Here is a 25,939-nt window from a genome sequence, read left to right as displayed (position 1 = left end):
AGGGCGAGAACGCCGTCACGATGGTATCCGCAGCGTGCACCGCATCGGAATGCAGAATCTATCAATTCGCATCCGGTTGTTGAATGTGCTCCACCACCACCGTGGGCACTTCGGCCTTGCCCGGCACCATCTTCAGCCCAAGCTGTTCGCGCACAGCCTCAAAAAAAGGTGGAGGAGCATCGGTTCCGCTGCCGTTGTCATTGCCCTTGTCGCGCTCCTCCGGCGTCCAGTGCAGATCAATAATGTAGCCATACTCCGCCTTCAGGCCGGTCTGATCCACAATGTTGCGTTCCACCTTGGAGGCCAGCGCATCGGCCAGTGTTGTCATGTTGACGCCTCTGCCGCTGATCAAACCATCGTCTATGGTCATTTGGCTTCCCTGCCTCGGCTTTTCCCCACTATCAGAACTCGAAGGCGCCGGTACTGCCTTGAACTTCACACCCTCCGGCAGCGCCGTCATCTCAAACACTGGCTGCATCTTCGATTCCTTATGCGCCACCAGCCCAACGTGGTCTCGCAGCAGAGCAACCAACATCGCCCGTCGTTCCTCGCGGCTCAACTTGCGCATCACCTTCATATCCGGCTCGCTGACCTTGGCTTCAATATCCCAGTGCTGCGAACCCACCCACGAAGGCATTCCAAAGATCAGCCACTCCTTCACGCCATAGGCCTGGCTGATCAGCATTTTGAAGGTGACATTCCGCCCCGTGTAGGTTGCAGGCGAGAAGTGCTCGCTTACATCTTCATCGCCCGGTTTATGCGGCTTGATACTCACAATGTCCCACACCGGCGCAGCCTGCGTTTGCTCCGATGCCGCCGGCTGTTGCGCATTCACGGAAAACGCAGCACCGGTAAGAACGAGTGGTGCTGCAAGCAAAAGTGTGCGAACCAATCGAAGGCGCATCGCGAAACTCCCGTGTGTTTGGAACAGGGAACCAGACGTCGCAAGACGACATAGAAGAAGCGAAGGTCCGGTCCGTACTCTTCGATACGCATAAAGCCCCGGCATCGTTCATGAAAAATTGCGCCCCAAAACGAGATACGCTATTGCCGTGCCAAACCTCACTCGTCGCGATGCCCTGAAGTACAGCGGAGCCGCTGCTGCCCTGTTGCCCACCACGCTCACAGCACAACAGCCAAAAGCCCGGCAGCAACACGCACCCATACCTCAATGGGAGGTCTTCGAACTCACGCTGCAAGGCCCCGCCACCGGCAATCCCTTCATGGAAGTCGACTTCGCTGCCGATTTCCACCTCGGCCATCGCAACGTTCGCGTGCCCGGCTTCTACGATGGCGAAGGGAACTACAAAGTCCGTTTCATGCCCGACGCCGAAGGCGAATGGACCTACGCCACCGCCAGCAACAACGCATCGCTCGCAGGCAAGACCGGCAACTTCACCGTCACCAGGCCATTGCCAAATGCGCACGGTCCCATCATCGTTCACAATACGCAACACTTCTCTTACGCCGATGGCACGCCGTACTTCCCCTTCGGCACCACAAGCTATGCATGGATTCATCAAAGCGAATCGCTGCAACAGCAAACACTCGCCACGTTGCAGCCCGCGCCCTTCAACAAAATCCGCATGTGCATCTTCCCCAAGCACTACGAGTACAACCACAACGAACCGCCGTTCTATCCCTTCCCGCGCACCAACAACACCAACGACTACACCCGCTTCGATCCACGCTTCTTTGCTCACCTCGAACAACGCATCCTCGATCTGCAGAAGCTCAACATCGAAGCCGACCTCATCTTGTTTCATCCCTACGACCGCTGGGGCTATCAGTCCATGTCGCCAGAGACAGACGCGCTCTATCTGCGCTACGTCGTCGCGCGCCTCGGCGCCTATCGCAACGTCTGGTGGTCGCTCGCAAACGAGTGGGACTTGATGAAGCAGAAGACACTCGCCGACTTCGATCGCCTCTTCCACGTCCTCGAAGCAGCAGACGCGCATCATCACCTGCGCAGCATCCATTACTCCGTCACGCCATACGACTACGCGCACCCGTGGGTTACCCACGCCAGCCTGCAGACCGACGAGTTCGACAAAGCACCGCAGTGGCTCGCCGCATGGAAGAAGCCAGTGGGCTTTGACGAATGCAAGTATGAGGGCAACCTCAACAAACGCTGGGGCAACATCAGCGCCGCTGAAATGGTGCGTCGTTTTTGGCTCGGTGTCATCAACGGCTGCTACGTCACGCACGGCGAAACTTATTTACCTGACACAGAAGCCGCCTTCAACGAAGACACCACACCCACACTGTGGTGGTCGCACGGCGGCACACTGCACGGCGAAAGTTCTGCGGCCATCGCGCAACTGCGCAAGCTCGTTGAAGCATCCGCACCCACACCCAATGCACGCATGGGCTTCTTCGCGCAGGACAAGCCGTACTACCTCAACGCAACGGTCTACGGCGGCGCAGACGGCAAACAGGCGCAGACCATCCTCTATTTCATGGATGAGCATCAACCCGTCTGGTACGAGTTTCCTTTACCTGAAGGAACCTTCACTGCAGAACTCATCGACACTGTGCGCAACACCATCACCAGCGTTCCAGGTACACATCACGGCAAAGCAAAGCTACGTCTTCCGGTCCGCCCCTATCAGGCCATCCTCTTCCGCCTGTCATTCTGAGCGGAGCGAACCTGGCCATTCGCCGAAGCATGAACCAGCGAAGCTCATACGGCCAAAGACCGTCATCCTGAGCGAAACGAAGTGAAGCCGAAGGACCTGCATTCCTCCACACTTTCTACAACGCACCAGGAAACCAAAACGCATCGGCAGCCACCAAACCGGGTGCCCCAGGTTCGCGAAGCTAACCTGGGTATTCGTGCGAAGCACGAACCTTCCCACCCAGGCTTATACAAAGCACAAAGGGTCCGCGCAGCGCGGACCCTTTCGTGAAAGTCGTTCTCTTTGAGAAACGGTTAGGAAGCCTTCTTAACGATCTCCAGCTTCACCTTCGCCAATCCCTGCTCAATGATGCCCAGCTCTTTCGCTGCGGCACTCGACAGGTCAATCACGCGATCGGGAGCCAGTGTGCCGCGATCATTGATCTTCACCACCACCGACTTCATGTTTTCCATGTCGGTCACGCGGACAATCGTGCCCAGCGGCAGCGTCTTGTGGGCGGCGGTCAGCTTCGTTTCGTCAAAGGTTTCTCCGCTGGCGGTGGTGCGTCCATTCCAGACCTCTCCATACCAGGAGGCCAGTCCGCGGAAGGCAGTCGCGCGGAAACTCAGAATCGGATGACGCTTCTTCGTCAGTTCCACCGGTGGAGCGGGCGGAGCAGGTGCAGGGGCCAGCGGCTCAACACGTGCGTCGTGAGCTTCCACCTGGTGCGTCACCACGGAAACCGTAGCGTATGCGGCAGAAACAGCGGCGCCGGTGGCCAATGCCAATCCTAGGGCAAGCGAGTGGCGCTTGCGGGCCAGCCGTAGAACAGCGCGGCTGCGTAACAGGGTGCGGGAGAGTGATGCAATTCCGCGGGTAACTTTCGCGGGGTGGACCGGGAGATTATTTTCCGAACCGTTTTCGGTTGCGTGGATCAATGAACTGCCTGCTAGGCCAGGAGCAATGGGGCGGAGAAAAGTCAACGAGCGCGCGCGTGTTTCTGCTTGTGCTGGTCACAGGGTAGGTTTACCGGAATTCTTGCTGTCGCAAAATGCGACAGATAAAAACGCACGGCAATGTCCCTGAGCTCCGCTGTCTTCCTGTCTTCTTTCTTTGGGATTTGGCGATCTTGCCGTCGCCTTGGCGCTTCTGCACGACTGGAGCGGCACTGTGTGCCTGCGCCTCGCGCGGATTCGGCAGCAGGTGGACCGGTAAGCCCGAAACCTGTCTGCACTGTGATTGGGGTTCTTAGAACCCTCAAACCTGTGTCAGCCTACCAACTTCCCACGCAAAACACCAGTGTTTTGGCGTATTTTATCGGGTTCCCCGCGTGGAATCAGTCACTTACAAATACCCCAAAGCACACAAAAGGTTGCATCGGGTATCCTCAGAAACTGAGGAATCATCCATGGAACTGCCCATCACTGGCGCTGCCCGCCGCACGGAAGATATCGCGCTCGACCTTCTCAAGTTCATCGCCTCCACCGCCAACGTGGTCAAGTCCACCGGCGGCGGCACTCCCGGATTCGCCGGCACCGCCACGCCCAGGGCCGAGGATCAGGTCGCATCGCTGCTTGAGCTTTACGCTCGTTGCCGCCAGGCCGTCGAAGCCAAGTAAGCGCATGAGCCACACTGCTCATTCCGGCGCCACGGCCATCGCCGTTATCGGCGCCGGAGCCTTCGGCCGCAACCATCTCCGCGTCTATCGCGCGCTGGAACAGGCCGGTGCAGGCATCCGTCTCGCCGCCTGTGCCGACCCCAGCGAACCCGCCCGCGCCGCCGTCGCCGCGGAATACGGCATCCCTGTCTTCGCCTCTGTGGACGAGCTTCTCGCCGCGGGCCTGGGCATCGCCGCCGCCAGCGTCTGCACGCACACCATCCACCACGCCTCCGCGGCCATCGCGCTGCTTGAGGCAGGCATCGACGTCCTCATTGAAAAGCCCATCGCCTCGTCGCTGGCAGAGGCCGATAGCATCCTCGCCGCCGCACGCGAACACGGCTGCATCGTGCAGGTGGGCCATCTCGAACGGTTCAACCCCGCCGTCACGGCAGCCACATCGCTCGTTCACCAACCCATGTTTTTTGAGTCGCACCGGCTCAGCATCTTTACGCCGCGCTCGCTCGATGTGGATGTTGTGCTCGACCTCATGATCCACGATCTCGACATCGTGCTCACCCTCGCCGATTCGCCCATCCGCGAAGTCCGCGCCGTAGGCCTGCCCGTCTTGTCGAAGAAGACAGACATCGCCAATGTCCGCGTCGAATTCGAAAGCGGAGCCGTTGCCAACTTCACCGCGTCGCGCATCTCCACGGAACGCGTCCGCAAGCTGCGTTTCTTCCAGCCACACCAGTACCTCTCACTCGACTTCGCGCGGCAGGACCTGCTCATGATCGACGTCACAGCAGCAGCCTCCCTCACCGCCGCGCAGATGCAGGCATTGTTTGCCGCATCCACCGGTCGCGACGAATCACACACCGCCGAAGAGGTAGAAGCGCACCTCGCCTCCCTGCGTGCCGCACAGCAGGCCATCGCCGCTGAAAAGACCGCAGCGCAGGCCACCCTTTCTGATCAACCCATCGCCCGCGATCTCGCCGCACAAGGTGGCCTCACCTCGCCCGGCGGAGCCTCATTCGATTCCGTATCTTCCAACGCAGTATCCCCAGCTTCAGCACGGCCTGGCACACCCATCCCCGCGCAGGAACATCCCTCGGCAGGTCTGTCGTTACGCAAAATCCCCACGGAACCGGGCGAACCCCTGCGCCTTGAAATCGAAGACTTCCTCAAAGCCATCCGCACGCGGCAGGAACCCCGCGTCACCGGCCACAACGGCCGCAACGCTCTTGCCCTCGCGCTGGAAATCAACGCCGCCATAGCGGATCACCAGCAACGCGCCGGATTGGTCTAACGAACAGTCATAACCGGGTGCCCAGGTAACGGGTACTCCAGGTTCACGAAGCGAATCTCGATCTTCGTGCGAAGCACGAACCAGTGAAGCTTAAACGGTCAAAGACCATCCCCAGCGAAGCTCATACGATCAAAGACCGTCATCCTGAGCGAAACGAAGTGGAGCCGAAGAACCTGCATTCCTCTCAACTGTCTACAACGCACCAGGAAACCCAAAACGAACCAGCACCCCCAAAACCGGGTGCCCCAGGTTCGCGAAGCTAACCTGGGTATTCGTGCGAAGCACGAACCCAGCAGAGCGAAGGGGGACCTGCATCCTTCTCCATCCGCTACGATTCCATTTGGACAATCAGATGCCCATCGAACTCAATCGCCAAAACCGCACCGACGCCATCGCATCCCTCAAACGCTACTTTGAAGAGAATCTCCCGGAACCCATCGGCGATCTTCCGGCAGGCATGCTGCTCGACTACATCCTCCAGGAGATCGGCCCATTGGTCTACAACCAGGCCATCGGCGATGCACAGGCGCGCCTAAGCTCCGTAGTAACCGACCTCACCGGCGACCTCTACGAGAAGCCCCTCGCCTACTGGCCCACCATCGACAACAAACGCAAACGCCGCTGAAACACGATCTCCATCAAAGCGCAGCATCCCGCCAATCGAAAGCGAACCAAAATGGCGGCTAAGCCGGCACCAGCTTCCTGGATGCCTTCCACAGCTGCCGGTTGATGAAATCGGGGGCAAGGCGACGCAACAGAGCGAGCTGTTTGGATTGCCCCGGCCGGATCTCGGAAGCGCCTGCCTTAAAGGCAGCAAAGGATTCCTTCACCAGCTCATCCGTGGTGATCACCTTGCCGCCGCCCTCCGCAATCTCGGTCGTCATATCGGTCTTCACCGCGGGCGGCATCAGCTCAATGACTTCCACGCCGGTCTCTTCCAATTGGAACCGCAGCGACTGCGTGTAGGAGTGGATCGCGGCCTTGGTGGCTGAGTAAATCGGAGCGGCCGGCAGCGGCACGAAGGCCAGCCCGGAGGACACGTTGATTACCGTTCCCCTGTTGGCCGTGAGAATGTCGATGAACGCGGACGTCGTACCAACGACACCGCCCACGTTGACATTCATCTCCGTCATCAAGCCAGCCAGGTCAGTCACCGGTGCCTTGAGATTTTTGTAGGCGAGAATACCTGCGTTGTTCATCAGCACATCCAGCGTGGGAAAGTCCACCTTGACGCGCGCCGCCAGGGTGGTGATTTGTGCCTGGTCCGCCACGTCGCTCTGGATCGTGTGGAGCTTCGGGTACTTCGCCTTTACCTCATCCAGCACCGCTTGCCGGCGACCGGTTACGATGACCTGGTTGCCAAACTCGAGGAACTTGAGAGCGAAAGCAAGGCCAATACCGGCAGAGCCTCCGGTAATAAGAATGGTGCGCCCGGTGAGTTTCATAGGAGTCCTTTCGCGCGATCTGATACGGGCCAATCCCCGGTCTTTTCAGCGCCCACAAGCTCGTTTATCGACCTCATGTACAGAATAGGATTATTCCTATAATCCTATTGATGCAAAAAATCCTATTGCTGCAAAAATCAGTAGCTGCGCAAAAGATGGTCTCGCATGTCCTGCAACACTTTTTGGCGATCAGCCGCCTCGGGGAGAATGCGTGCTACCGAAATGGCACCCGCCATCGCGCTGAAAATGACAAAGAAGTTTCGTTCTCGTTCCTCTGTCGTCGCCCCCGGTATCAGTTCCAGCAAACGGCCACCGCGCGCCTTGATTAGGCCTGTAACCTGTTCCCGCACAGTGAGTTCGGCCCGGGCAATCTCGGGTGCCAACGCTGCAACCGGACAACCGATTTCCGGGTGGTCACAGTGCTCCGGTGACAGATACCGCCGAACAATCTCTTTCCACCTGTCTTCATGCGGCACACCTTGCAGGAAGGAATCGGCCTCATCGTCAAACTCTGAGAATCCCTGGTTAATTGCATCGACGACAAGGTCGTCCTTGCTCCGAAAGTGCTTATAAAATCCGCCTACTGTCAGCCCCGACGCCTTCATGATGGTGGCCACGCCAGGGCCGCTCAGCCCCTCAGCGCGAAGTTTACGAGCGGCGTTCCGCACAATCTGATCACGGGTTCGCGTTTTGTGTTCCGGTTCATAGCGCATATGTGCTTCCTAGTTGGATTACACACATAATCCCCGGATTCACAGTTTTGCCCTTTGCCAAAACCCTCGCCACGCTTCCAGCCAAAACCAGCTTCGCAAGACGAAGCTCCAATGGTCGAAAGACCATCCCTGTGAGCGCTACAAGGCTCCTGCAGTCAAAGACTATCCCCAGCGAAGCTCATACGGTCGTAGACCGTCATCCTGAGCGAAACGAAGTGAAGCCGAAGGACCTGCATTTCTCCACACCTTCTACAACGCACCAGGAAACCCCAAAAAAACCATCAACCACAAAATCGGGTGCCCCAGGTTCGCGAAGCTAACCTGGGCATCGCGCATCAGCGCGATCATACGCACGAATGTGCGTCCTCTTTCGGAAGGGCAGGGCTTCAGCCCTGCCGTAAGAATCCGCAACCAAGAAAACCGCGCGGCCACCAAAACAAACAGGAGCATAACTTCAACCCCGCGCGCCCACGGAACGATCGATTTTTAGAAAAACAGGGGGAGGGGTACCCCTACCGGATAGCCTGCATCGCGTACCGGAACAGTGCATCGAAGTCCGTGCGGATCGTCAGCTCAACGCTTTCATGTTTCGCAATGGCTGTCTCCACGGCGCGCTGGGCGCTATCGCGCTTGTAGCCCAGGTTCACCAGCGCGGACAACACATCGTCCACCACAGGCCCGCCCTGGAATCCGGATGTCTGCGCGGGCGCAGCGGATTGCAGATCGTCCAGCTTGTCCTTCAGTTCCAACACCACGCGTTCGGCGGTCTTCTTGCCAATGCCCGGAATCTTCACCAGCATCGCAGTATCGCCGCCGCGAATAGCGCTCACAAGACGCTCCGCAGAAAGCCCGCTGAGCACGGTAATGCCCAGCTTCGGCCCAATGCCGCTGACGGTGATCAGCCGCTCAAACAGCTTCTTCTCATCGCGGTCCGTGAAGCCGAACAGTGCAATCGCATCCTCACGCACCTGCGTGTTGATGTGCAGCGAAACCTCGCCACCTTCGTTCGGCAGCGAGGTGAACGTGGTCACGCTGATAGCCACGTCATAGCCAACGCCGCCGCAGTCCACAATGACAGCGTTGGGTGACTTGGAGAGCAGGCGTCCGCGCAGATGAGCAATCATCGTTAGCCGCGCCGCCGATACAGGATCTGGAACAGGTAGCCATCGTTCGGCGGGAACAGCTTGCTGATGGCGCGCAGCCGTTCCGCCAGCGCCGGTGCAGCCAGCAGCGGATACTCGCGCTCACGCAGGTCGCTGTAGTCGAAGTCCATGAACACGCTCAGCAGGTAGATCGCCAGCGTGTCGGCAAAGGCCGCGGCATAGTAGCTGGTGCGGGCCTTCTCATCCACGGTGCCGCGTGGGGCGGAACCGCGTGCACGCGCATCCAGCTCCGCCACGGAGACACCCAGCGCACCCGCCCGGTCCTCCCATGCATCAATGGACGTCTCCCCGCGCACATTCGCGATCACCTGCTGCCAAAGCAGCTCGCCGAAGCTGGGTGGAACGCCAATGGTGTCCGTGAAGTTATGCGCGATGTTGATGAAGAACTCGAATGCCAGCGCAAAGCGGTCGCTGTGCAGACGGCTGCTCAGAAAGACCACTTCCTTGCCATCCACCTGCGCATTGCGATGGCAGATGGCGCGATCGGCCAGGGCCGGGCTGTATGCAGGTGCAATCAGGGTGCGGTCAACCAGCGGAAAGGCAGCGGTGTCGCCACCCTCCAGCCGGGCGCCGCTCAGCGCCAGCGGCACAAAGACGTACCGAAAGGTGCTCAGGCCATTGCTAAGACCGGTTGGAACGGTTCCCACCAGCCGCGCAATCTCGTCCGCCGTCAGCGACGGCAGGTCAAGCCGTCCCAGCGTAGCGTACTGCAGGCCATTGGGGGCGGTCGTTGCCTGCGCCTGTTGCGCGGCCTCTTCCGGCGTCAGTAGATCGGTTATCAGAGCTTCAACCATTCCAAGCGGTATTCTAATGGCTGAGGCAGCCGTAATTCACATGGCAGACACATCCGCATCCCGCCCGCAGATCGCACCCGGCTACACCGGCCCCCGTTTCCTGGGTGCTCCCGTCGGCGACTTCAGCGTCTTACAGACGATTCTGCTCTCGCTGGCCAGCGGCGCGGCGGCCTTCTTCGCGGCCACGTTCCTCGCCATCATGTCGCTGCTGGTCGCGACCATGTTTGGCCACAAGGTGGATTTCTCCATCGCCTACCGCTGGGTTGGCGTGCCGGTAGGCATCGCCGTCCTCGTGATCGCCGGCGTATTTCTTACCTCGGCACTCGTCAGCCGCATTCGCCGTTCGGCACAGACGCCGCGGTAACTTACACTGGCCTCACCCCTAATGGCCGGCGAAACCTACTACACAGATACTTACGCGCCCGCGGAACGTTACCGTTGGACCATCGGCGTGCTGCTTGGTGTGGGCGTGCTGGTCAACTACTTTGATCGCGTCAACCTGTCGGTATCGCACGATGCGCTGGTGGACAGCTTCGGCATTACACCGCAGGTCTTCGGCCAGCTTTCCGCGGCATACTCCTGGACCTACGCCGCCTGCCAACTCCCCACCGGCGTAGTCCTGGACCTGTTCGGTGTCCGGAAGGTCACCCTATGGTCGGTACTGATCTGGGGTATCGCATCGCTGGCTGCGGCCTTCGCGCCGGGAATCATCTTCTTCTTTGCAGCGCGATTATTGCTGGGTATTGGTGAAGCTCCAACGTTTCCTGCCAACGCAAAAGCTGTGGGAGCATGGTTCCCCGCGCACGAACGTTCCCTTGCAACGGCGCTATTCGATGGATCGGCAAAGCTTGCCAATGCCATCGGTGTTCCGCTGCTGGGACTGTTGCTGCTGGAAGTCGGCTGGCGCTGGTCCTTCGGCTTCACCGCAGTATTGTCGTTTGCGTATATGGCGCTGTTCGCCCTGTTGTATCGTGAGCCGGGCCGCTTCTCCATGCGCAACGTCATCCGCACACCATCGATTGTGCCCGGCGGCGATGCTGCGCAGATCATCGCACCTCCTATCCCGCTTGGACAGTTGCTGCGCCAGAAGAAGATCATCGGCCTGGCCATTGGGTCCGGTGCGTACAACTATGTCTTCTACCTGCTGGTCACGTGGTTGCCAACGTATCTTGCGCAGACCCAACACATCACCCTGCAACAGTCGTTCCTGTACACGGGTGTGCCCTGGCTTGTGGCGGCCGCATGTGGCTTCCTCATCGGTGGGGTCTTAGTCGATACGCTCATCCGCCACGGCTACAACGCCAGCACGGTACGGCGTACGGTGCTGATTGGTGGAACCATCTGCGGGCTCGGGATTGTTGGCGCCGCCTTCGCGCATACAGTAACCGCGGCGCTGGTGTGCATCACGTTATCCATTGGCGGATTGTCCGCGGCATCACCGGTTATCTGGAGTCTGCCGTCGTTCCTGGTGCCCAATACAAGCACTGGCAAGGTGGGCGGAATCGTTAATTTTGCGAACCAGATTTCTGCCATCCTTGCGCCTATCGTTACTGGATATACCGTAGGTGCAACGCATAGCTACACGCTTGCCTTCGCCATTCCTGCTATCTACATCGTGATCGGGATCGCATCGTACTTTGTGCTGCTGGGGCGCATTGAGCCCATTGATGTGCGCGAAGCGTTGCAGGGATAAAGAACGAACAGCGTTCGCAACGATTTCGCTGCGACGCTGCGTGTCCGTACCGATCGCCGCGTTCGCTCTTTACTTCTTTACCAACGCCCGCGTTGCTCCTACAGAAATACCGCCGTCAATCAGGATGGTCTGTCCGGTGACATAGCGCGATGCTTCGCTGGCAAGGAAGACGACTGCTCCATCAAGGTCGTTTGGTGCGCCGGGACGCTTCATGGGGATGCGCTCAACCAGATACTCCACCCAGCCTTCGTCCTCATACATGGCCTTATTCTGGTTGGTCTTGAACCATCCTGGCGCGAGGACATTGACGGTGATGCCGTGCTCGCCCCAGTCATCCGCCAGTGACATGGTCAGTTGCTTGATGCCGCCGCGGCTTGCACCATATGGTCCAAGCCCAGCAGAGCCGCAAACGCTGGTGACGGAGCCTACATTGATGATGCGGCCGTAGTTCTGCGTGATCATGTGTCGTGCAATGCCCTGTGCGATAAAGAATGCACCGCGTAGGTTGGTATCGAGGATGGCGTTCCAGTCATCCCACGTGACGTCCAGCGCACGCTTGCGGATGTTCATGCCTGCGTTGTTCACCAGGATATCGACCTTGCCGAACTGCTGCGGCGCAGCGTCTGAGAAAGCCTTGATGCTTGCCTCATCACGCACGTCGAGCACCAGCGCCTTTGCTTCAATGTTCATCGAAGCAAGCTCTGCGATGAAGGCGTCGCAATCACCCGCCTTGCGAGACGTGACCACGAGTTTCGCACCCGCACGACCGAGTGCACGTGAGAAGTACTGACCGAGGCCACGGGATGCGCCGGTAACAATGGCCACCTGGCCGGTTAGATCAAACAGATTCTCTGCCATTCTTACCTCTTAATTTATTTTGGCGAAGCCGTCATCCTGAGCAGAACATGCAGCGTGTAATAAATCGTCCTCCTGAGCGGAGCGCGAAGTGCATAGCCGAAGGACCTGCTTTCCTCTGTGTTATCTGCAATGCGTCTGGGAGTGTTTTCCTGCTTTCCTGCAACATTCCATCGTGGGACAAGAAAGCAGATCCTTCGACTCCGCTGCGCTCAGGATGACGAATTATAAGGACTGTCAGGAGTTCGGCGTCACCACAACCTTCAACAATCCAGCTTCACGTGCGTGCAGACGATCAAAGTAACTTGCAGCCTCTTCCAGCGATGACACCGCAGAAATCAGGGGCTTCACGGTAATCGCGCCGCTGGCCATCAGGCGAATAGCCTCAGGATATTCACCAGCAGAAGCGCATGAACCCTGTAGGCGAACCTCGCGAGTCACCACACGCTGTAATGGCAATGGTACTTCCGGTTGAATGTTGCCGATGAGTGTGACCGTGCCTCCGCGGCGCACGCATTCGATGGATGCAACCACAGTTTCGCCGCGACCTACAGCTTCCAGCACAACGTCAACACCCTCGCCGTCGGTGCGCTTCAGTACTTCGTCGATCAGTTCTTTGCCGCTCATGTGCAGCGTGTCAGGGATGCCGACTGCTTCGGCCATTTTCAAGCGTGCGGCATCCACATCGGCAATCATTACGGATTTGCATCCCTTGGCCCGCGCTGCTTGCGCGGTCAGTAGTCCGATCATGCCTGCGCCGATGATGAGCGCGGATTCGCCGCCCTTCATCTTCGTTACGTTTACGCCGTGCAGTGCGATGGAGACAGCTTCCAGCATCGCTGCCTCTTCCATGGGGAAGTCTTCGGGCAGGCGATAGAGGATGCGTGCAGGGACGCTGACGTATTCCGCAAACGCACCGTGGCGACGGAACTCATTGCAGGACACGCCGACTACCTGACGGTTGTTGCACAGGTTCACTTCGCCGCGCAGGCAGTAGTCGCACTTGCCGCAGTAGACGGTGGAGTCGAAGGTGACGCGGTCACCGGGTTTCCACTCCGTAACGTCCGTGCCAACTGTTTCGATTACGCCTGCGGCTTCATGGCCCATGACGATGGGAGGAATGCGGCGGCCGCTGCTGCCGTCGTAGCCATGCACATCGCTGCCGCAGATGCCGCACGCACCCACGCGGATCAGAACCTCATCCGAACCAATCTCAGGTACGGGCATCTCTTTCACTTCAAGCCGGGAATACTCTTCGAGCAGCAACGCCTTCATAAAGCTCTCCTGATGTGGGTGCCCCAGGTTCGCGAAGCTAACCTGGGTATTCGCGCCAGGCGCGAACCGCTCCTGCCCACCATTGTATTGAGCCATCAGGTTCGTGTACGCAGGGATCGCGCCTGCGCGCGATAAACCCACCTTAGCTTCGCGAAGGTGGGGCACCCGGCTGCGACGCTGCGCACGCTCTTACTGCGGCAGGGGCTTCAGTGTGATGGTCTTGCCTTCCTGAATCGAGGTGCGCGCTGCATCCAGAATCTGCACTACGACCATGTTCGTTTCCAGCGAAGACAGGTCGCCCCTGGGGTCGATCTGGTGATGCAGCACGGCTGCAAGATAGTCCAACGAGTTGCTCTGGTTCTGCGGTAGATTCGGCGCGGGATAGATGGAAGACTCCACCTTTTGCCCCTTGTAGCGCGAGATGATGTTCCCCGGTCCTACCGTGAACATGGTGCCGCCGTTGCCGTAGACCTCCATGTTCTTCACGGCAAAGCTCCAGTCCCAGCTTGGCATCAGGATGGCCTGCATACCGGGATAAGCGACGATCACAGTGGCGTCGTCTTCTGTACGTGTGTAGATATCGGGTTTGTGCGTCTGCGCGAAGGCGGTCACTGACTGCGGCGTTGCGCCCTTGTTGATCACGGTGGCAAGATCGGCGCCGTAGCAGCCGAAGTCAAACAGAGCCCCGGCGCCATTCTGCTTTGGATCGGTGATCCACGGCAGCCACTCCGGGCCAACGCCAATCTCTTTGGGGCCTTCGTGACCGTCGCGCACCAGCACTTTGCGCACCGTGCCCAGCTTACCTTCCTTGATCTCTTTCAGCGCTTCGGCATTGCTGTTGTACCAGGTGGTTTCATAGTTCACCAGCACCTGCACGTTGTATTTGCGTGCGGCGTCGCGGATAGCGAGCGCGTCTTCTACTGTGGTGGTCAGTGGCTTCTCTACCATGCTGTTGACGTGGTGTTTTGCGGCAATCTCAATCACCTTGCGATGCTCCAGGATCGTACCGTAACCCAGTACAGCATCGGGGTGCGTCTTCTCGATCATGGCGTCTTCGTCGGTGTAGAAGAGTGCGGGATCCAGCTTGTACTGGTCGCGGTATTGCTTTGCCAGAGCAGCATCGGGTTCAACAATCGCAACCAGCTTTGCGCTCTGGCTGGTGGGCAGGTTATGCAGAAAGCCCTTCACGTGGCCGTGTGTCAGACCCACGATGGCGACACGGATGGGCGTGGCAGCCTGTTGCGCTGAAACAGTTGCGGTCAGGAAAAGCAGGACAGCAAACACACACGAAAGACGCATGAGGCGAAGCATAGAGAGACCTTTCAAAACGCAGGATCGTCTGAAGCGGGAACGAAAGCATGTTATTCCGCAGATATGCGAATCGTCATGACGAAGAAGCGACAAAAGCAAAAGAGGCCACGAGGCGGAAAGCAGGACGCATACAAGGGCCTCAACAGGAAATTCGCCACGCGAGCATGGATGTGGTGTGCGTCCGTCAGCATAGCTGGTTCGTATTACTCAAAGGAGACAGATACGTGCCAGATGGCGCGACTGCTACCGTGTAATAGCATCTTTTTCACGACACATTGTTTTCACCCTGTTTTGGAGGCTCCACCGTTATGTCCCGTACCTTTTCGGCACTGCGTCGCGGCATCTGCACCGCCACGCTGCTGTCTACTGTTGCTGTTTCGTCCATGCCTGCAGCTTTCGCGCAAAAGAATAAGTCTGCCGCATCCTCTGCTACCGAAGAGAAGAAAATTCCCAGCTACTACGGCGCGCAGCCTGCCACGGAAAACGTCGATCTGGGCATCTATGCGCAGATTCGTAACGAAGGCCTGCAGCACTCGCATGTCATGGAGTACATGGAAGGCCTGTCGGATGGTATCGGGCCTCGCCTCACCGGTTCGCCCAACATGAAGAAGGCGAACGAGTGGACCCGCGATCGCATGACCGATGCCGGTCTGGTCAACGCGCACCTGGAAGACTGGGGCGAGTTCGGCATGGGCTGGAAGCAGATCAATAGCTGGGCCCGCATCATCACGCCTGACACGGAGCCGGTTTGGATCCAGGCAACGCCGTGGTCGCCCGCTACCAAGGGTGCTGTGACTGCCGATGCCGTTTTAGTTGAGCTGAACACGCAGGCCGATCTGGCAAAGTACAAGGGCAAGCTGGCGGGCAAGATTGTGCTGCTGGGCGCACCCCACGCGATCGTTGACCTGACGGAGCCTCTCTTCTCGCGCTACACCGAAGCCGAGTTGAAGGAGATGGAAGGCCCGGAGACACCGCGTGGCCGTGGCAACGTGAACATCCAGCAGGCGCTCGCAGATCGTGCGCGTCTGGCACAGCTTCGTTCTGCTGCATTGAAGATGATGACGGAAGAAGGTGTTGTTGCGATCATTGTGCCGTCGCGTGACGGCGGCAAGGGCGGCGGCTCCGGCATCATCTTTGATGACAACGGTGCGAACCTGGTTCGCGGTGCACAGAACAAGGACACGGCCGTTACGATTCCTAACGCTGTGACTACCGTTGAGAACTATGGCCGCATCTTCCGTTTGCTGCAACACCACGTGCCGGTGCAGATGGAAGTGAATATTCAGACGGAGTTCACCGGTGACCACGAGCATGGCTTCAACACCGTTGCTGAAATCCCCGGCACCGACCCGAAGCTGAAGGAGCAGGTTGTCATGGTGGGCGGGCACCTGGATAGCTGGATCTCCGGCACGGGCGCCACGGATAACGCTGCGGGTTCGGTCGTTGCCATGGAAGCTGTGCGCATCCTGAAGGCGCTGAACATCAAGCCGCGCCGCACCATCCGCATTGCTCTCTGGAGTGGTGAGGAGCAGGGCCTCTACGGTTCGCGCGGCTATGTGAAGCAGCACTTCGGCGAGATCACCACGCCTCCGGGTGGACCTGCGCCGGGATCGGACGCGGCGCTGATGGCTGCGATGGGCATGGGTGGACGCAACGTTCGTCGTGGACCGCTGAAGACCACCAAGGAGTGGGAGACGCTGGACGCCTACTACAACCTGGACAACGGCACTGGTAAGATTCGCGGCGTGTACACGCAGCAGAACTTCGCCATCGGTCCCATCTTCGCGCAGTGGATCGCGCCGTTGAAGGACCTGGGTGTTACCACCATCACCAATCGCAACACGGGCGGAACCGATCACCTGTCGTTTGATGCGCTCGGCCTGCCTGGCTTCCAGTACATCCAGGACGATATGGACTACGAGACGCGCAGCCATCACTCCAACATGGACACGGTGGAGCGCATCCACGAGGACGACCTGAAGCAGGCTGCTGTGGTGGAAGCTATCTTCCTCTACAACACCAGCGAGCGTGAGGCGATGATGCCGCGTAAGCCGTATCCGCATCCTGAAGAGGACGCGGACCGCAACGCACCGCTGAAGAACCTGTATCCCACTGCAGTTCCAGACGCAGGCAAGCAGTAACACGATCGCAAGAACAGAAAGGGGTGAGCAGAGGATGTCTGCTCACCCCTTCTGTATTTGCGCGCTTTATATCGCGTCGCTCAGGTTCATGGTGCTCACCTCTACTGTGACTCCACCGGGAGCATTGACATAGAAGCCATAGGTAAGCGGGCCGCCGCGTTGCAGCATGGCCGGTTCCGGTGCGTTCAAGCCTGCCTGTGCGATTGCGGCGTGGCATTCGTCCACTGCACGGGGCGTGTCCTGCAGAAAGCCCACGTGGAAGAAACCGGGATATCCGTGCTCTGGTGTCATGTTCTTGTCGAACATCAACGCCAGCAGAAATCCTTGTGCATCCTGCAGAATGGCGAATTTTCCGGCGCGAGTTTCCAGTGTGCGCAGTCCGAAGATGCGTTCCAGAAAAGCCTGCAGAGCCGGAACGTCATACGTAGTCAGGTTGGCGTGATTGAGTGTGTGCATGGTGCGAAACCTCCGTTAGCAGGTGGTTGTCGCATGGACCCGAAAGAGCGTTCCCAGGGGGACACATGCGACAGGTAAGCAAGTGCATACGTGCACTGCTGCTTGTCGCCGTGGGTCCCTTCCCCGATTTCTCCCGAGGGTGACATTACCGCAATGAGGAGGCACTGCGGCGAACCGGGCTTACCAAGCCGGCTCCGCGTTTTTCGGCACTCGTTAAGATGCGATGATCTTGCGCGCGGTTCAGAATTTTGTTGCTTCCTGAGCCGCTTAAAAGGAGTTGAAACGCAGTTGCAACAGGTCTACAAACTCGCCGACGTGCGATCCGTCCACTAACCCGTGATGTACATGGATAGAAACGGGAAGCGTTTTGCGGTTTTCATTCTCCGTAATCTTGCCGAAGGTGATGCGCGGGGCGGAGTCTTCCACCTCGAAGTTGCGGGCATGCGAGAGTGATGTGAAGTCCAGCCACGGCAGCGAGGAGAAACGGATGAGATTCTGTGCCGGAGGACGTTCCAGGTCGGTGCGTTGTCTGCTTTCCTCAATGGCCAGCGAACCGACGCGCACGAACTCATGCAGGTTGTCGTGGTACGGATAGTGGGCGAAGCCAATGGTGCCGTTCGGGCGGCCAATGGCGCAACCGGCGTTGATCCGTTCGTATTCCCATGGCTCGCCGTTCAGAATGCGTGTGCGGAAATTCTGCACGTGTTGCGCTGCCGTAAGAGCACAGTGCACCTGTGTCAGGAAGACGGACAGATTCTTCGCCTTGGCATAGGCGAAGGCTTCCGTGCAGTCCATCCGGATGCAGACGCTGTGGAATGGCTCGCTGAAGCGTTGAAAGAAGTGAAACAGGGCCGTGCGCGGCCAGGTAGTGAGGTCAATCTTTCGGCAGGCTTCCACGATGACTAATCCAACCTCTTCTCAAAGACCGCAGAGGTCTTTATATGTTCATAGCCGTCGCGCAGATAAAAGCGGTGCGCATCCTGCCGTTTGATCTGAGAACGCACGCGCACCCGGGGAATTTCCTGGTGTACGGCCCACGCCTCAACTGCTTCGCATAACCGCCGGCCGATACCCAGCCCGCGATGGCCTTCCGCCACCACCAGTCCGCCCAGTTCCACTACATCAGGAGATTGCAGATGCCGTTCAATACTGGCGTCTGCCCATCCCACAACAGTATTTTCCAGAACTGCTACGAAGGCGATGCGGTCGACCGACTCTGCCAGTCGGTGGATTCTTTCACGCATTGTCACTGCGTCACAGGGATAACCGAGTTGTGTGCTGAGAGAGGTGACTGTCTCTGCATCCTCGATTGTGAGAGGACGTACCGTGAGCAGAGAGGCTCTGTTTTCCGCTGTCATATCCGTCGATTGCCTTCTACAGCCATCGTATCTGCGCGGCGACTCGCTGTGAGTGGCATTATTCCAGCGGTACATTGTCCAGGCCGCCCTTGCTGAAAGGATGGCAGCGGGCGATGCGGCGCAGCGCAAGCCATGTGCCACGCCAGGGACCAAAGCGGGCGATGGCCACCTCTGCATACTCTGAGCAGGTGGGCGTATAACGGCAGCCGCTGATGCCGGTGCTGTGCAGCATGGGCGAGAGCAGGCGGCGATAGACGCGGAGTGCTGCGAGTGCGAAGTTCATGGAACGGGTGCGCGGCGAACGTGCCGCTGACAGGATTATCGCTCCGGCGGTGCGGTGTACTGCTTGCACACGGCGCGGAAGACGTTGGCCACCTCGCGCTGCAGCTTGTCCCACTCCAGCAGGAGGACGGTGCGGCGCGGGTGCAGGATCACGTCCACGGGCAGGTCGGCCAGCAGTGCCGCGTGTATGGTGACGGCGGCGCGCAGGCGGCGCTTGATGCGGTTGCGGTCATGCGCCTTGCCCATGATCTTGCCCACGGTCAGGCCGATGCGGGGGCCGGTGTGCGGCTCGCCATGTAGAAGTTCGGAGGGATGCAGGCGGCGTTCCGGCATGGCGTCGCGGCGTGCACAGAACCATGTGATCTCTCGCGAGTGCTGCTTACGGGATGCGGCGTAGGCACGCTGGTAATCCGCGTGTTTCCGCAGGCGCAACTCAGCGAACGAAATCTTCGGTTTGGGGACGGAATGGGTCATTGCCTGCAACGCGAAGGGGCGCGACTGGCGCGCCCCTTGCAGAAACGGAAATGCGACAGAAAACTAGTCGCGGAAGCCGGCAGAGACGGCGATCTTATGACGGCCCTTGGCACGACGACGGTTCAGAACGGACTGGCCGGCCTTGGTCTTCATGCGGGTGAGAAAGCCGTGCGTCTTGGCGCGGCGGCGGCGGTTCGGCTGAAAAGTGCGCTTCGGCATGCTGTTACGTCTCCTGCGCCAAGCGTGCAGAACTCTCCGTCAGGGTGGAGAAAGCAGCAGCGCTGAGCTTGAAAAGTGTTTTGTCCTGTCCGGCGAGCCTGAAAGAAAGCACCCTGCCAGCACAAACGCGCAACGCTATGGCGGCGCACTGCGGACAACATCGCTTATATTACCGCATTTCCCACAGGAGGGAAAGCCCTTGTTGCGGCTTCCCTGGAACGTGGCGAATGCACTTGAGGCACCGGGATACACTCAGATGCACCATGCGATCCCTCATTTGGCTGTTTTTCCTTGCGTTTACAGCGCACGCGCAGTTTGTCCTGCAAAAGAGCCCTTCGGCTGCCAGTTTGCGCGGCGTGGCGAATGTAGATGGCCGGGTCGCATGGGCCAGCGGCACTTCCGGGACGGTTTTGCGCACGCTGGATGGCGGCGGAACATGGCAGACCTGCACGATTCCGGATGCTGCGGAGAAACTCGACTTCCGCGCGGTTCAGGCATTCGATGCGCAAACAGCCATCGTGATGAGCGCCGGACCAGGTGATGCCAGCCGCCTCTATCGCACCACGGATGGATGCCGTACGTGGAAGCTGATTTTTACCAATCCGGATGCACCGGGAGGTTTCTTTGATGCGCTGTACCTTCCGCCGCACGGAGAGGGATGGCTGCTGGGCGATCCGGTAAAAAGCGGCTTCTATGTGGCGGTGACGCGTGATGGAGGCTTGTCCTGGGCCAAGGTTCCCGTATCCGTTCAACCAGAGACGGAAAAAGGTGGCGCGTTCGCGGCGAGCAATCAGTCTCTCGCGATGGGCGTTGCGGGCCCGGTCTTCGGTGGTGGCGGTGGGCTATTATATCGCGGGGAACAGGAGCGCTGCCCCGACCCGGTGCAATACAACGATCCCAACGCCTGCGCGACTCATGTTCGATTTCGCAGGATGACGACGGACGTGGGGGGTGCCGACGCTTCGTCCGGCATCTTTGCCGTGGCTGCCAATGGAAAAGCTATGGTGGCCGTGGGCGGCGACTACATGCATCCGGAGCTGGCCGCGCACACCGCATCGTTCAGCGTGAACGGCGGCATGGGATGGCAACCCGCAGAGACGATGCCACGCGGCTATCGCAGCACCGTGGCGTATGACGCAGAGTCGAAGACGTGGATTGCGACGGGGCCAGCGGGAACCGATGTCTCCACAGACGACGGTCGCAACTGGAAGCCACTGTTGCCAGATGCAAAGGCTGGTGATTCTGTTGATGCCGACCGTAACTGGAATGCATTATCGTTGCCGTTTGTGGTGGGTCCAAAGGGGCGCATCGGACGGCTGCGCGAAGGCGCTCTTGTCGGAAAGTAGCGTTTTGCGCAGGTTTCATGCGTGTATCGCTTCCCTGCTGATAGAAGGAATGGGATGAACGTTTCAGGATGGCAGAGGCTGCTGGCCGTGTGGCTGGCGTTGGTTGCGGGTGTTGCATGTGCGCAGGAGCCGCAGTTGACCCTGCATGGCGAGGTGCGCCGCGCACAGTTCATGTCCTATCAGGAAGTTCCGTTTGATGTTCCGGATGGCGTGTCACGGCTGACTGTGGAGTTCACATACACGGGGCATGATCACGGCACCAACCTGGATATGGGCGTCATCGATCCGGAGCGCTTTCGTGGATGGAGTGGCGGCAATAAACACACCTTTACCGTGAGCGAATCGGATGCGACGCCTTCGTATCTGCCCGGGCCTGTTGTGGCCGGGCGTTGGCGGTTGCTGGTGGGCGTGCCTGCGATACGTGAAGGTTCCGTTGCGCAGTACACGGTGAAGGTGTGGTGGCAGAAGGTGGGTACGGATGCCGCATCAGCCTCCACGTTTTCGCAGAAGCCGATACGTGAAGGAGCGGCGTGGTATCGCGGCGATCTGCATATGCACACAGGACATAGCGATGGTTCGTGTGCGAGCGAGAGTGGCGTGAAGGTTCCCTGCCCTGTGTTCCTGACGGCGCAGGCAGCGGTGGCCCGTGGCTTGGACTTCATCGCCATCACCGATCACAACACCACGTCGCACTACGATGCCATGCGTGAACTGCAGCCTTATTTTGACAAGCTGCTGCTGATCCCGGGACGCGAAATCACCACGTTTTACGGGCATGCAAACGTGTTCGGCACCACGCAGTTCATTGACTTCCGGCTGGGCACAAAACCTGTTCCCACGATGAATGCGCTGCTGGATGAAGTGGATGCCGCGCATGGATTGATTGCATTGAACCATCCCGGCATTCCGTCGGGCGAGCAGTGCATGGGATGCGGATGGACCGCCCCAGATACAGACTTCGCGCGCATTCACGTGATGGAAGCAGTGAATGGAGCGGATGCGGATGGCGAGAAGTCCGGTGTGCCGGTGTGGCAGCGGCAGTTGGATCGCGGCCTGCGGATCACGGCGATTGGTGGCAGTGACAATCACAACGCACTGCTGAAACCAGGGCAGAATAATGCGATCGGTTCGCCAACGACGGTGGTGTATGCGGCGTCCTTGTCTGAGAGCGCGATTCTTGCGGGTATTCGCGCTGGGCATGTGTTTGTGGATACCGACGGTACGAAGACCCGTTCGCTGATTCTGTCTGCAGAGGCTGATGGTGCACATGCATCGATGGGCGACGCGATGCGTGTTGCCGATGGTGCGACTGTGACGCTCACTATGGAAGCGAACGATGTTGCCGGGATGCATGGCGAGGTCATCACCGATGGCAAACGCAGTATGTTGGAAGGCGGAATATTCGCTCCCGGCAAACAGGTAAGAACATTCACCATCGCAGGTGACAGCAAGCCGCATACGGTGCGTGTGGAGATTCGCGATGCCAGCGGCAGATTGAAGCTGCTGGGGAATCCGGTATACCTGAACCGGTAGGCCGTCAGTTGGTAGCGGTGCGACCATGCATCTGCGCGGGATGTTGAACAGGGCCATTAGACGTTGCGATGCACGTTGAGTATCAAGACATTTTGCGAACGCGCCATAGATGCCAACGTTTTATAGCGCCTGTGTATGTGATCACAACAGCTTTCCATATATGGCAGTTAGCATTCCCTAACCGGTTGCAACGTTTTATGCATTACATGGCTCTTATATCCATAAGCTTGCTCGTAAGTCAGCAGCGGATCGTATATAGCCTGGTGAGTTACAACGCAACTTGCCGTGAACCAAAGACGAAGCGCCCGCCTGGAATTATCTGCGGCGTGTTTCCCCGGCTGCCATCACCGTCCACCGTGCGTGTTGATTTGTTCCCGCGCACATTGGTGATGCTTCATTGGTGGCCGGTATTAACCGCGTAGTCCCCTACGCATTTGCAGAAACGGACGCACGCATGCACCTGTCTGGTGCAGACGTTGACGTACGCCTGCTTTCTGCGGACCACCTTGATGGAGGTTATCGTTACATGTTTCGACTCAGGACAGTTCTTCCTGCTATTGCCTTGCTGGTTGTCAGCTCATCCCCTGCACAGATCGCACGTTATGCAAAAGAACATGGTGTGAGTGTCTCAGTGGGCGCGACCGGAAATTTTGCCACGCCGCTGACCACCGATCCCACCACGCAAACCTTTCGCACGGGCGTGAACACCACCAACACCATCTCCGGCCAAAACCAATACATCACGTCTTCGCCTGGCTTCCTGACCTCATTCCAATTTCATCCCGTGCCGTGGGCAGGAGTGGAATTGAATTACGGTTACCAGCATTACTCAGAGCGGTTTAATTACAACCTGGCGAGTACCCCTGGCACACAGACCGCAAGTGTTCCCACCACCACGCATGAAGCCACGGCGGCATATCAGTTCCACCCGAAGCACATTCCGTTCCAGCCCTTTGTGAATGTGGGTGGAGGCGCCATCAACTTCGTCCCCACCGCAGGCGGCGGAACAAGCCAATGGCGTGGGGCGGGCCTTGTGGAGACAGGCTTCGAATTCGCCATGCCCTACACATCACGCAAGCTGGCACTTCGCATTCAGGGTCGCGGACTCTTCTACCGCGCACCCAACTTTAACAATGCTCTGCTGAGCACACGAAGCTGGCGTGTAAGTTCTGAGCCCAGCGCAAGCTTTGTTTACCGCTTCTAACTTGTCACGAGAGAAAGGCCCCGATCATCGGGGCCTTTCTTCGCTTCGCCATTGTCGTTCGCTTATAGTGTGGCGCTGCGGCTGGTGAGTAAATCGTTAGCACGCACGATGAAGTCAGCTAGCGGCGTGCTGCCTTCATCGCCTTTGCCTCTGGTGCGCACGCTTACGGCTTCGTTGGCGGATTCCTTGTCGCCCATGATGAGGACGAAGGGGATCTTCTCGTTGGCGAAGTCACGGATCTTGGCCTTCATCATTTCGTTGCGTTCGTCAAGTTCCACGCGCAGGCCGATGGCTTCGAGTTCTGCCTTCACCTTGCGGGCGTAGTCGATGTGCTTTTCGCTGATGGGGACCAATCCTATCTGCACCGGCGCGAGCCATAGCGGGAAGGCTCCGGCGTAGTGTTCGATCAGCACGCCGAAGAAGCGTTCGACAGAGCCGAACAATGCGCGATGCACCATTACGGGCTGGTGCTTTTCGCCGTCTTCACCGGTGTATTCCAGTTCAAAGCGGCGCGGCAGGTTGAAGTCAAACTGCACGGTGGAAAGCTGCCACAGACGGCCCAGGACATCGACGAGTTTCACGTCGATCTTGGGACCGTAGAAGGCGGCTTCGCCGGGGAACTCCTGGAACTTCAGACCGCGCTTTGTCAGCACGTCGCGTAGTGCGCCTTCGGAGTAGGCCCAATCCTCGGCAGTGCCGAAGAACTCGCCTTCCTTCTTCGGGTCGCGGGTGGAGAGTTCCACACGGTACTCGGAGAAGCCGAAGTTCTTCAGCACTGCTTCGGCGAAGTCGAGACAGGCTTCCACTTCGCCGCTGATCTGGTCGGGCGTGCAGAAGATGTGGGCATCATCCTGCGTAAAGCCACGCACGCGCAGCAGGCCGTGCATGGTGCCGCTGCGTTCATAGCGATATACGTTGCCGAACTCGGCGTAACGCTGCGGCAGATCGCGGTAGCTCTTGGGCGAGTTCTTGTAGATGAGGATGTGGCCCGGGCAGTTCATGGGCTTGGCGCGATACTCCGCGTCGTCCAGTTCCATGGCGGGAAACATGTCCTTGCTGTACACGCCGTCGTGACCGCTGACCTTCCACAAATCGCGCTTCATGATGTGCGGCGTGTAGACCAGCGAGTAGCCGCGACGCAGGCACTCGTCGCGCATCCAGTTTTCCATCTCCTTGCGGATGAGCGCGCCCTTCGGGTGCCAGAAGATGAGTCCCGGGCCGGCGATCTCTTGAATGGAGAAGAGGTCAAGCTGCTTGCCGAGAATGCGGTGATCGCGCGCCTTGATCTCTTCCAGGTGTTTGAAGTGGGCGTCCAGCTCCTTCTGCGTGTAGAAGGCGGTGCCGTAGATGCGCTGGAGCTGCGGGTTCTTCTCATCGCCCAGCCAGTAAGCGCCGGCGATGCTCATCACCTTGAATGCCTTCACGCGCCCTGTGGAAGGAACGTGCGGTCCGCGACAAAAGTCGAGGAACTCACCATTGCGATAGAAGCTGACACCTTCACCGGACTTCGTGAACTTCTCAATGAAGTGGACCTTCATGAAATCGCCCTGCTGCAGATAGCCCACAAGGGCTTCGTCGCGCGCGATGTATTCGTGGCGGAAGGGCTCGTTGCGCGCCACGACTTCGTGCATCTTCGCTTCAATGACGGCAAGGTCTTCAGGCGTGAACGGCTGCTCACGAAGGATGTCGTAGAAAAAACCGCTGTCGGTCGCAGGGCCGTGGCCCAGCTTCACTTCCGGATACAACTCGGTGATGGCCGTTGCCATGACGTGTGCGGCAGAGTGGCGCACAACGCGCAGAGATTCCGGATCGTTTTCCTTGAGCAGCCAGAGGGAGACGTCTTCATTCAGAGGCTCCGCGAGATCGACGATGCGCTCGGTCGTGGCGACGTCGCTGTACATGCTCTCTTCCGTCTGCGCGCCACCGTGGGCTGCGTCAGACTGCTCTTCTGCTCCATCAGTAGTGCTGCCGGTAGTCGTGCGAATCTTCGCAACAACAACTGCGTCGGCAAGGCGCGGAGAGATGCTATGGGCAATGGCGTAAGGCGTGGTGCCGCGCGGAACTTCGCGCACGCTGCCATCGGGAAGGGTGACTTTGATCTGGTCGCTCACAGCTAACAGGATACTGCCAACAGTTCCGGAGGGTCTGTTTGA

At 58.8% G+C, this 25,939-nt stretch carries 26 protein-coding genes; 10 read left to right on the top strand and 16 right to left on the bottom strand.

From position 1 onward, the window contains the following. Window positions 1–61 precede the first annotated feature (61 nt). The gene (locus tag AB6729_RS11460; RefSeq protein WP_371081752.1) at window positions 62–904 is read right to left on the bottom strand and encodes a TIGR03435 family protein; all 843 of its coding nucleotides are present in this window, start codon (window positions 902–904) and stop codon (window positions 62–64) included. A gap of 148 nt (window positions 905–1,052) precedes the next feature. On the opposite strand from AB6729_RS11460, the gene AB6729_RS11455 reads away from it, so the two are divergent. After that, complete coding sequence (locus AB6729_RS11455; protein ID WP_371081751.1) at window positions 1,053–2,639, top strand: DUF5060 domain-containing protein; 1,587 nt, start codon at window positions 1,053–1,055, stop codon at window positions 2,637–2,639. A 293-nt stretch (window positions 2,640–2,932) separates the two neighbouring features. On the opposite strand, the gene AB6729_RS11450 is transcribed toward AB6729_RS11455, so the two are convergent. Beyond that, the gene (locus tag AB6729_RS11450; RefSeq protein ID WP_371081750.1) at window positions 2,933–3,556 is read right to left on the bottom strand and encodes a septal ring lytic transglycosylase RlpA family protein; all 624 of its coding nucleotides are present in this window, start codon (window positions 3,554–3,556) and stop codon (window positions 2,933–2,935) included. Window positions 3,557–4,026: 470 nt separating this feature from the next. On the opposite strand from AB6729_RS11450, the gene AB6729_RS11445 reads away from it, so the two are divergent. From AB6729_RS11445 to AB6729_RS11435, 3 genes are all read left to right on the top strand, one after another. Continuing rightward, window positions 4,027–4,236 carry a hypothetical protein gene (locus AB6729_RS11445; protein WP_371081749.1) on the top strand — a complete coding sequence of 70 codons (210 nt, stop codon included), beginning with the start codon at window positions 4,027–4,029 and terminating at the stop codon, window positions 4,234–4,236. Between the two features lie 4 nt (window positions 4,237–4,240). Further along, a complete protein-coding gene (locus tag AB6729_RS11440) occupies window positions 4,241–5,524 on the top strand; it encodes a Gfo/Idh/MocA family protein (RefSeq protein WP_371081748.1) in 1,284 nt (427 codons plus the stop codon). Between the two features lie 352 nt (window positions 5,525–5,876). Next, window positions 5,877–6,149, top strand: coding sequence for a DUF2164 domain-containing protein (locus tag AB6729_RS11435; protein ID WP_371081747.1), 273 nt, complete (start codon window positions 5,877–5,879; stop codon window positions 6,147–6,149). Window positions 6,150–6,207: 58 nt separating this feature from the next. Here the strand turns inward: AB6729_RS11435 and AB6729_RS11430 are convergent, their stop codons facing one another. The 4 genes from AB6729_RS11430 to AB6729_RS11415 all read right to left on the bottom strand — a co-directional run bounded on the left by AB6729_RS11430 (window position 6,208) and on the right by AB6729_RS11415 (window position 9,639). Further along, window positions 6,208–6,969 carry an SDR family oxidoreductase gene (locus AB6729_RS11430; protein WP_371081746.1) on the bottom strand — a complete coding sequence of 254 codons (762 nt, stop codon included), beginning with the start codon at window positions 6,967–6,969 and terminating at the stop codon, window positions 6,208–6,210. A gap of 137 nt (window positions 6,970–7,106) precedes the next feature. Next, window positions 7,107–7,682 (bottom strand): TetR/AcrR family transcriptional regulator, encoded by a 576-nt coding sequence (locus AB6729_RS11425; RefSeq protein ID WP_371081745.1) that lies wholly within the window; start codon window positions 7,680–7,682, stop codon window positions 7,107–7,109. Window positions 7,683–8,194: 512 nt separating this feature from the next. After that, entirely contained in the window at window positions 8,195–8,806 is a 612-nt protein-coding gene (gene ruvA, locus AB6729_RS11420; RefSeq protein WP_371081744.1) for a Holliday junction branch migration protein RuvA, read from the bottom strand. Window positions 8,807–8,808: 2 nt separating this feature from the next. Further along, the gene (locus AB6729_RS11415; RefSeq protein ID WP_371081743.1) at window positions 8,809–9,639 is read right to left on the bottom strand and encodes a hypothetical protein; all 831 of its coding nucleotides are present in this window, start codon (window positions 9,637–9,639) and stop codon (window positions 8,809–8,811) included. 40 nt (window positions 9,640–9,679) lie between these two features. Between AB6729_RS11415 and AB6729_RS11410 the strand changes: the two genes are divergently transcribed. Both AB6729_RS11410 and AB6729_RS11405 read left to right on the top strand, forming a co-directional pair. Further along, complete coding sequence (locus AB6729_RS11410; protein WP_371081742.1) at window positions 9,680–10,003, top strand: hypothetical protein; 324 nt, start codon at window positions 9,680–9,682, stop codon at window positions 10,001–10,003. Between the two features lie 21 nt (window positions 10,004–10,024). After that, entirely contained in the window at window positions 10,025–11,332 is a 1,308-nt protein-coding gene (locus AB6729_RS11405) for an MFS transporter (protein ID WP_371081741.1), read from the top strand. 69 nt (window positions 11,333–11,401) lie between these two features. On the opposite strand, the gene AB6729_RS11400 is transcribed toward AB6729_RS11405, so the two are convergent. The 3 genes from AB6729_RS11400 to AB6729_RS11390 all read right to left on the bottom strand — a co-directional run bounded on the left by AB6729_RS11400 (window position 11,402) and on the right by AB6729_RS11390 (window position 14,773). Continuing rightward, window positions 11,402–12,190 carry an SDR family NAD(P)-dependent oxidoreductase gene (locus AB6729_RS11400; RefSeq protein ID WP_371081740.1) on the bottom strand — a complete coding sequence of 263 codons (789 nt, stop codon included), beginning with the start codon at window positions 12,188–12,190 and terminating at the stop codon, window positions 11,402–11,404. 234 nt (window positions 12,191–12,424) lie between these two features. Continuing rightward, window positions 12,425–13,603: a galactitol-1-phosphate 5-dehydrogenase gene (locus AB6729_RS11395; protein WP_371081739.1), complete on the bottom strand. Its 1,179-nt coding sequence runs from the start codon at window positions 13,601–13,603 to the stop codon at window positions 12,425–12,427. 48 nt (window positions 13,604–13,651) lie between these two features. Continuing rightward, complete coding sequence (locus tag AB6729_RS11390) at window positions 13,652–14,773, bottom strand: Gfo/Idh/MocA family protein (RefSeq protein ID WP_371081738.1); 1,122 nt, start codon at window positions 14,771–14,773, stop codon at window positions 13,652–13,654. Between the two features lie 308 nt (window positions 14,774–15,081). Here AB6729_RS11390 and AB6729_RS11385 point away from each other — a divergent pair, with 308 nt between their 5' ends. Further along, window positions 15,082–16,914 (top strand): M20/M25/M40 family metallo-hydrolase, encoded by a 1,833-nt coding sequence (locus AB6729_RS11385; protein WP_371081737.1) that lies wholly within the window; start codon window positions 15,082–15,084, stop codon window positions 16,912–16,914. A gap of 66 nt (window positions 16,915–16,980) precedes the next feature. Here the strand turns inward: AB6729_RS11385 and AB6729_RS11380 are convergent, their stop codons facing one another. The 6 genes from AB6729_RS11380 to rpmH form a co-directional block, all read right to left on the bottom strand. Beyond that, window positions 16,981–17,370: a VOC family protein gene (locus AB6729_RS11380; protein ID WP_371081736.1), complete on the bottom strand. Its 390-nt coding sequence runs from the start codon at window positions 17,368–17,370 to the stop codon at window positions 16,981–16,983. 267 nt (window positions 17,371–17,637) lie between these two features. Continuing rightward, entirely contained in the window at window positions 17,638–18,267 is a 630-nt protein-coding gene (locus AB6729_RS11375) for a CatA-like O-acetyltransferase (RefSeq protein ID WP_371081735.1), read from the bottom strand. Between the two features lie 5 nt (window positions 18,268–18,272). Beyond that, complete coding sequence (locus AB6729_RS11370; protein ID WP_371081734.1) at window positions 18,273–18,614, bottom strand: GNAT family N-acetyltransferase; 342 nt, start codon at window positions 18,612–18,614, stop codon at window positions 18,273–18,275. Between the two features lie 172 nt (window positions 18,615–18,786). After that, entirely contained in the window at window positions 18,787–19,011 is a 225-nt protein-coding gene (gene yidD, locus AB6729_RS11365; protein ID WP_371081733.1) for a membrane protein insertion efficiency factor YidD, read from the bottom strand. A gap of 35 nt (window positions 19,012–19,046) precedes the next feature. Next, window positions 19,047–19,484: a ribonuclease P protein component gene (gene rnpA / locus AB6729_RS11360; protein ID WP_371081732.1), complete on the bottom strand. Its 438-nt coding sequence runs from the start codon at window positions 19,482–19,484 to the stop codon at window positions 19,047–19,049. Window positions 19,485–19,547: 63 nt separating this feature from the next. Next, window positions 19,548–19,703: a 50S ribosomal protein L34 gene (rpmH, locus tag AB6729_RS11355; RefSeq protein WP_371081731.1), complete on the bottom strand. Its 156-nt coding sequence runs from the start codon at window positions 19,701–19,703 to the stop codon at window positions 19,548–19,550. A 263-nt stretch (window positions 19,704–19,966) separates the two neighbouring features. On the opposite strand from rpmH, the gene AB6729_RS11350 reads away from it, so the two are divergent. The 3 genes from AB6729_RS11350 to AB6729_RS11340 all read left to right on the top strand — a co-directional run bounded on the left by AB6729_RS11350 (window position 19,967) and on the right by AB6729_RS11340 (window position 23,786). Beyond that, a complete protein-coding gene (locus tag AB6729_RS11350; protein WP_371081730.1) occupies window positions 19,967–21,049 on the top strand; it encodes a WD40/YVTN/BNR-like repeat-containing protein in 1,083 nt (360 codons plus the stop codon). A 54-nt stretch (window positions 21,050–21,103) separates the two neighbouring features. Continuing rightward, entirely contained in the window at window positions 21,104–22,582 is a 1,479-nt protein-coding gene (locus AB6729_RS11345) for a CehA/McbA family metallohydrolase (RefSeq protein WP_371081729.1), read from the top strand. A 526-nt stretch (window positions 22,583–23,108) separates the two neighbouring features. Beyond that, window positions 23,109–23,786, top strand: coding sequence for a hypothetical protein (locus tag AB6729_RS11340; RefSeq protein ID WP_371081728.1), 678 nt, complete (start codon window positions 23,109–23,111; stop codon window positions 23,784–23,786). Window positions 23,787–23,848: 62 nt separating this feature from the next. On the opposite strand, the gene thrS is transcribed toward AB6729_RS11340, so the two are convergent. Then, window positions 23,849–25,897, bottom strand: a complete 2,049-nt coding sequence (gene thrS / locus AB6729_RS11335) for a threonine--tRNA ligase (protein ID WP_371081727.1) — start codon at window positions 25,895–25,897, stop codon at window positions 23,849–23,851. Window positions 25,898–25,939: the final 42 nt, after the last annotated feature.

This window comes from Terriglobus sp. RCC_193 (assembly GCF_041355105.1).
Lineage (GTDB): Bacteria > Acidobacteriota > Terriglobia > Terriglobales > Acidobacteriaceae > Terriglobus.
This window is presented reverse-complemented; position numbering and strand designations above follow the sequence as displayed.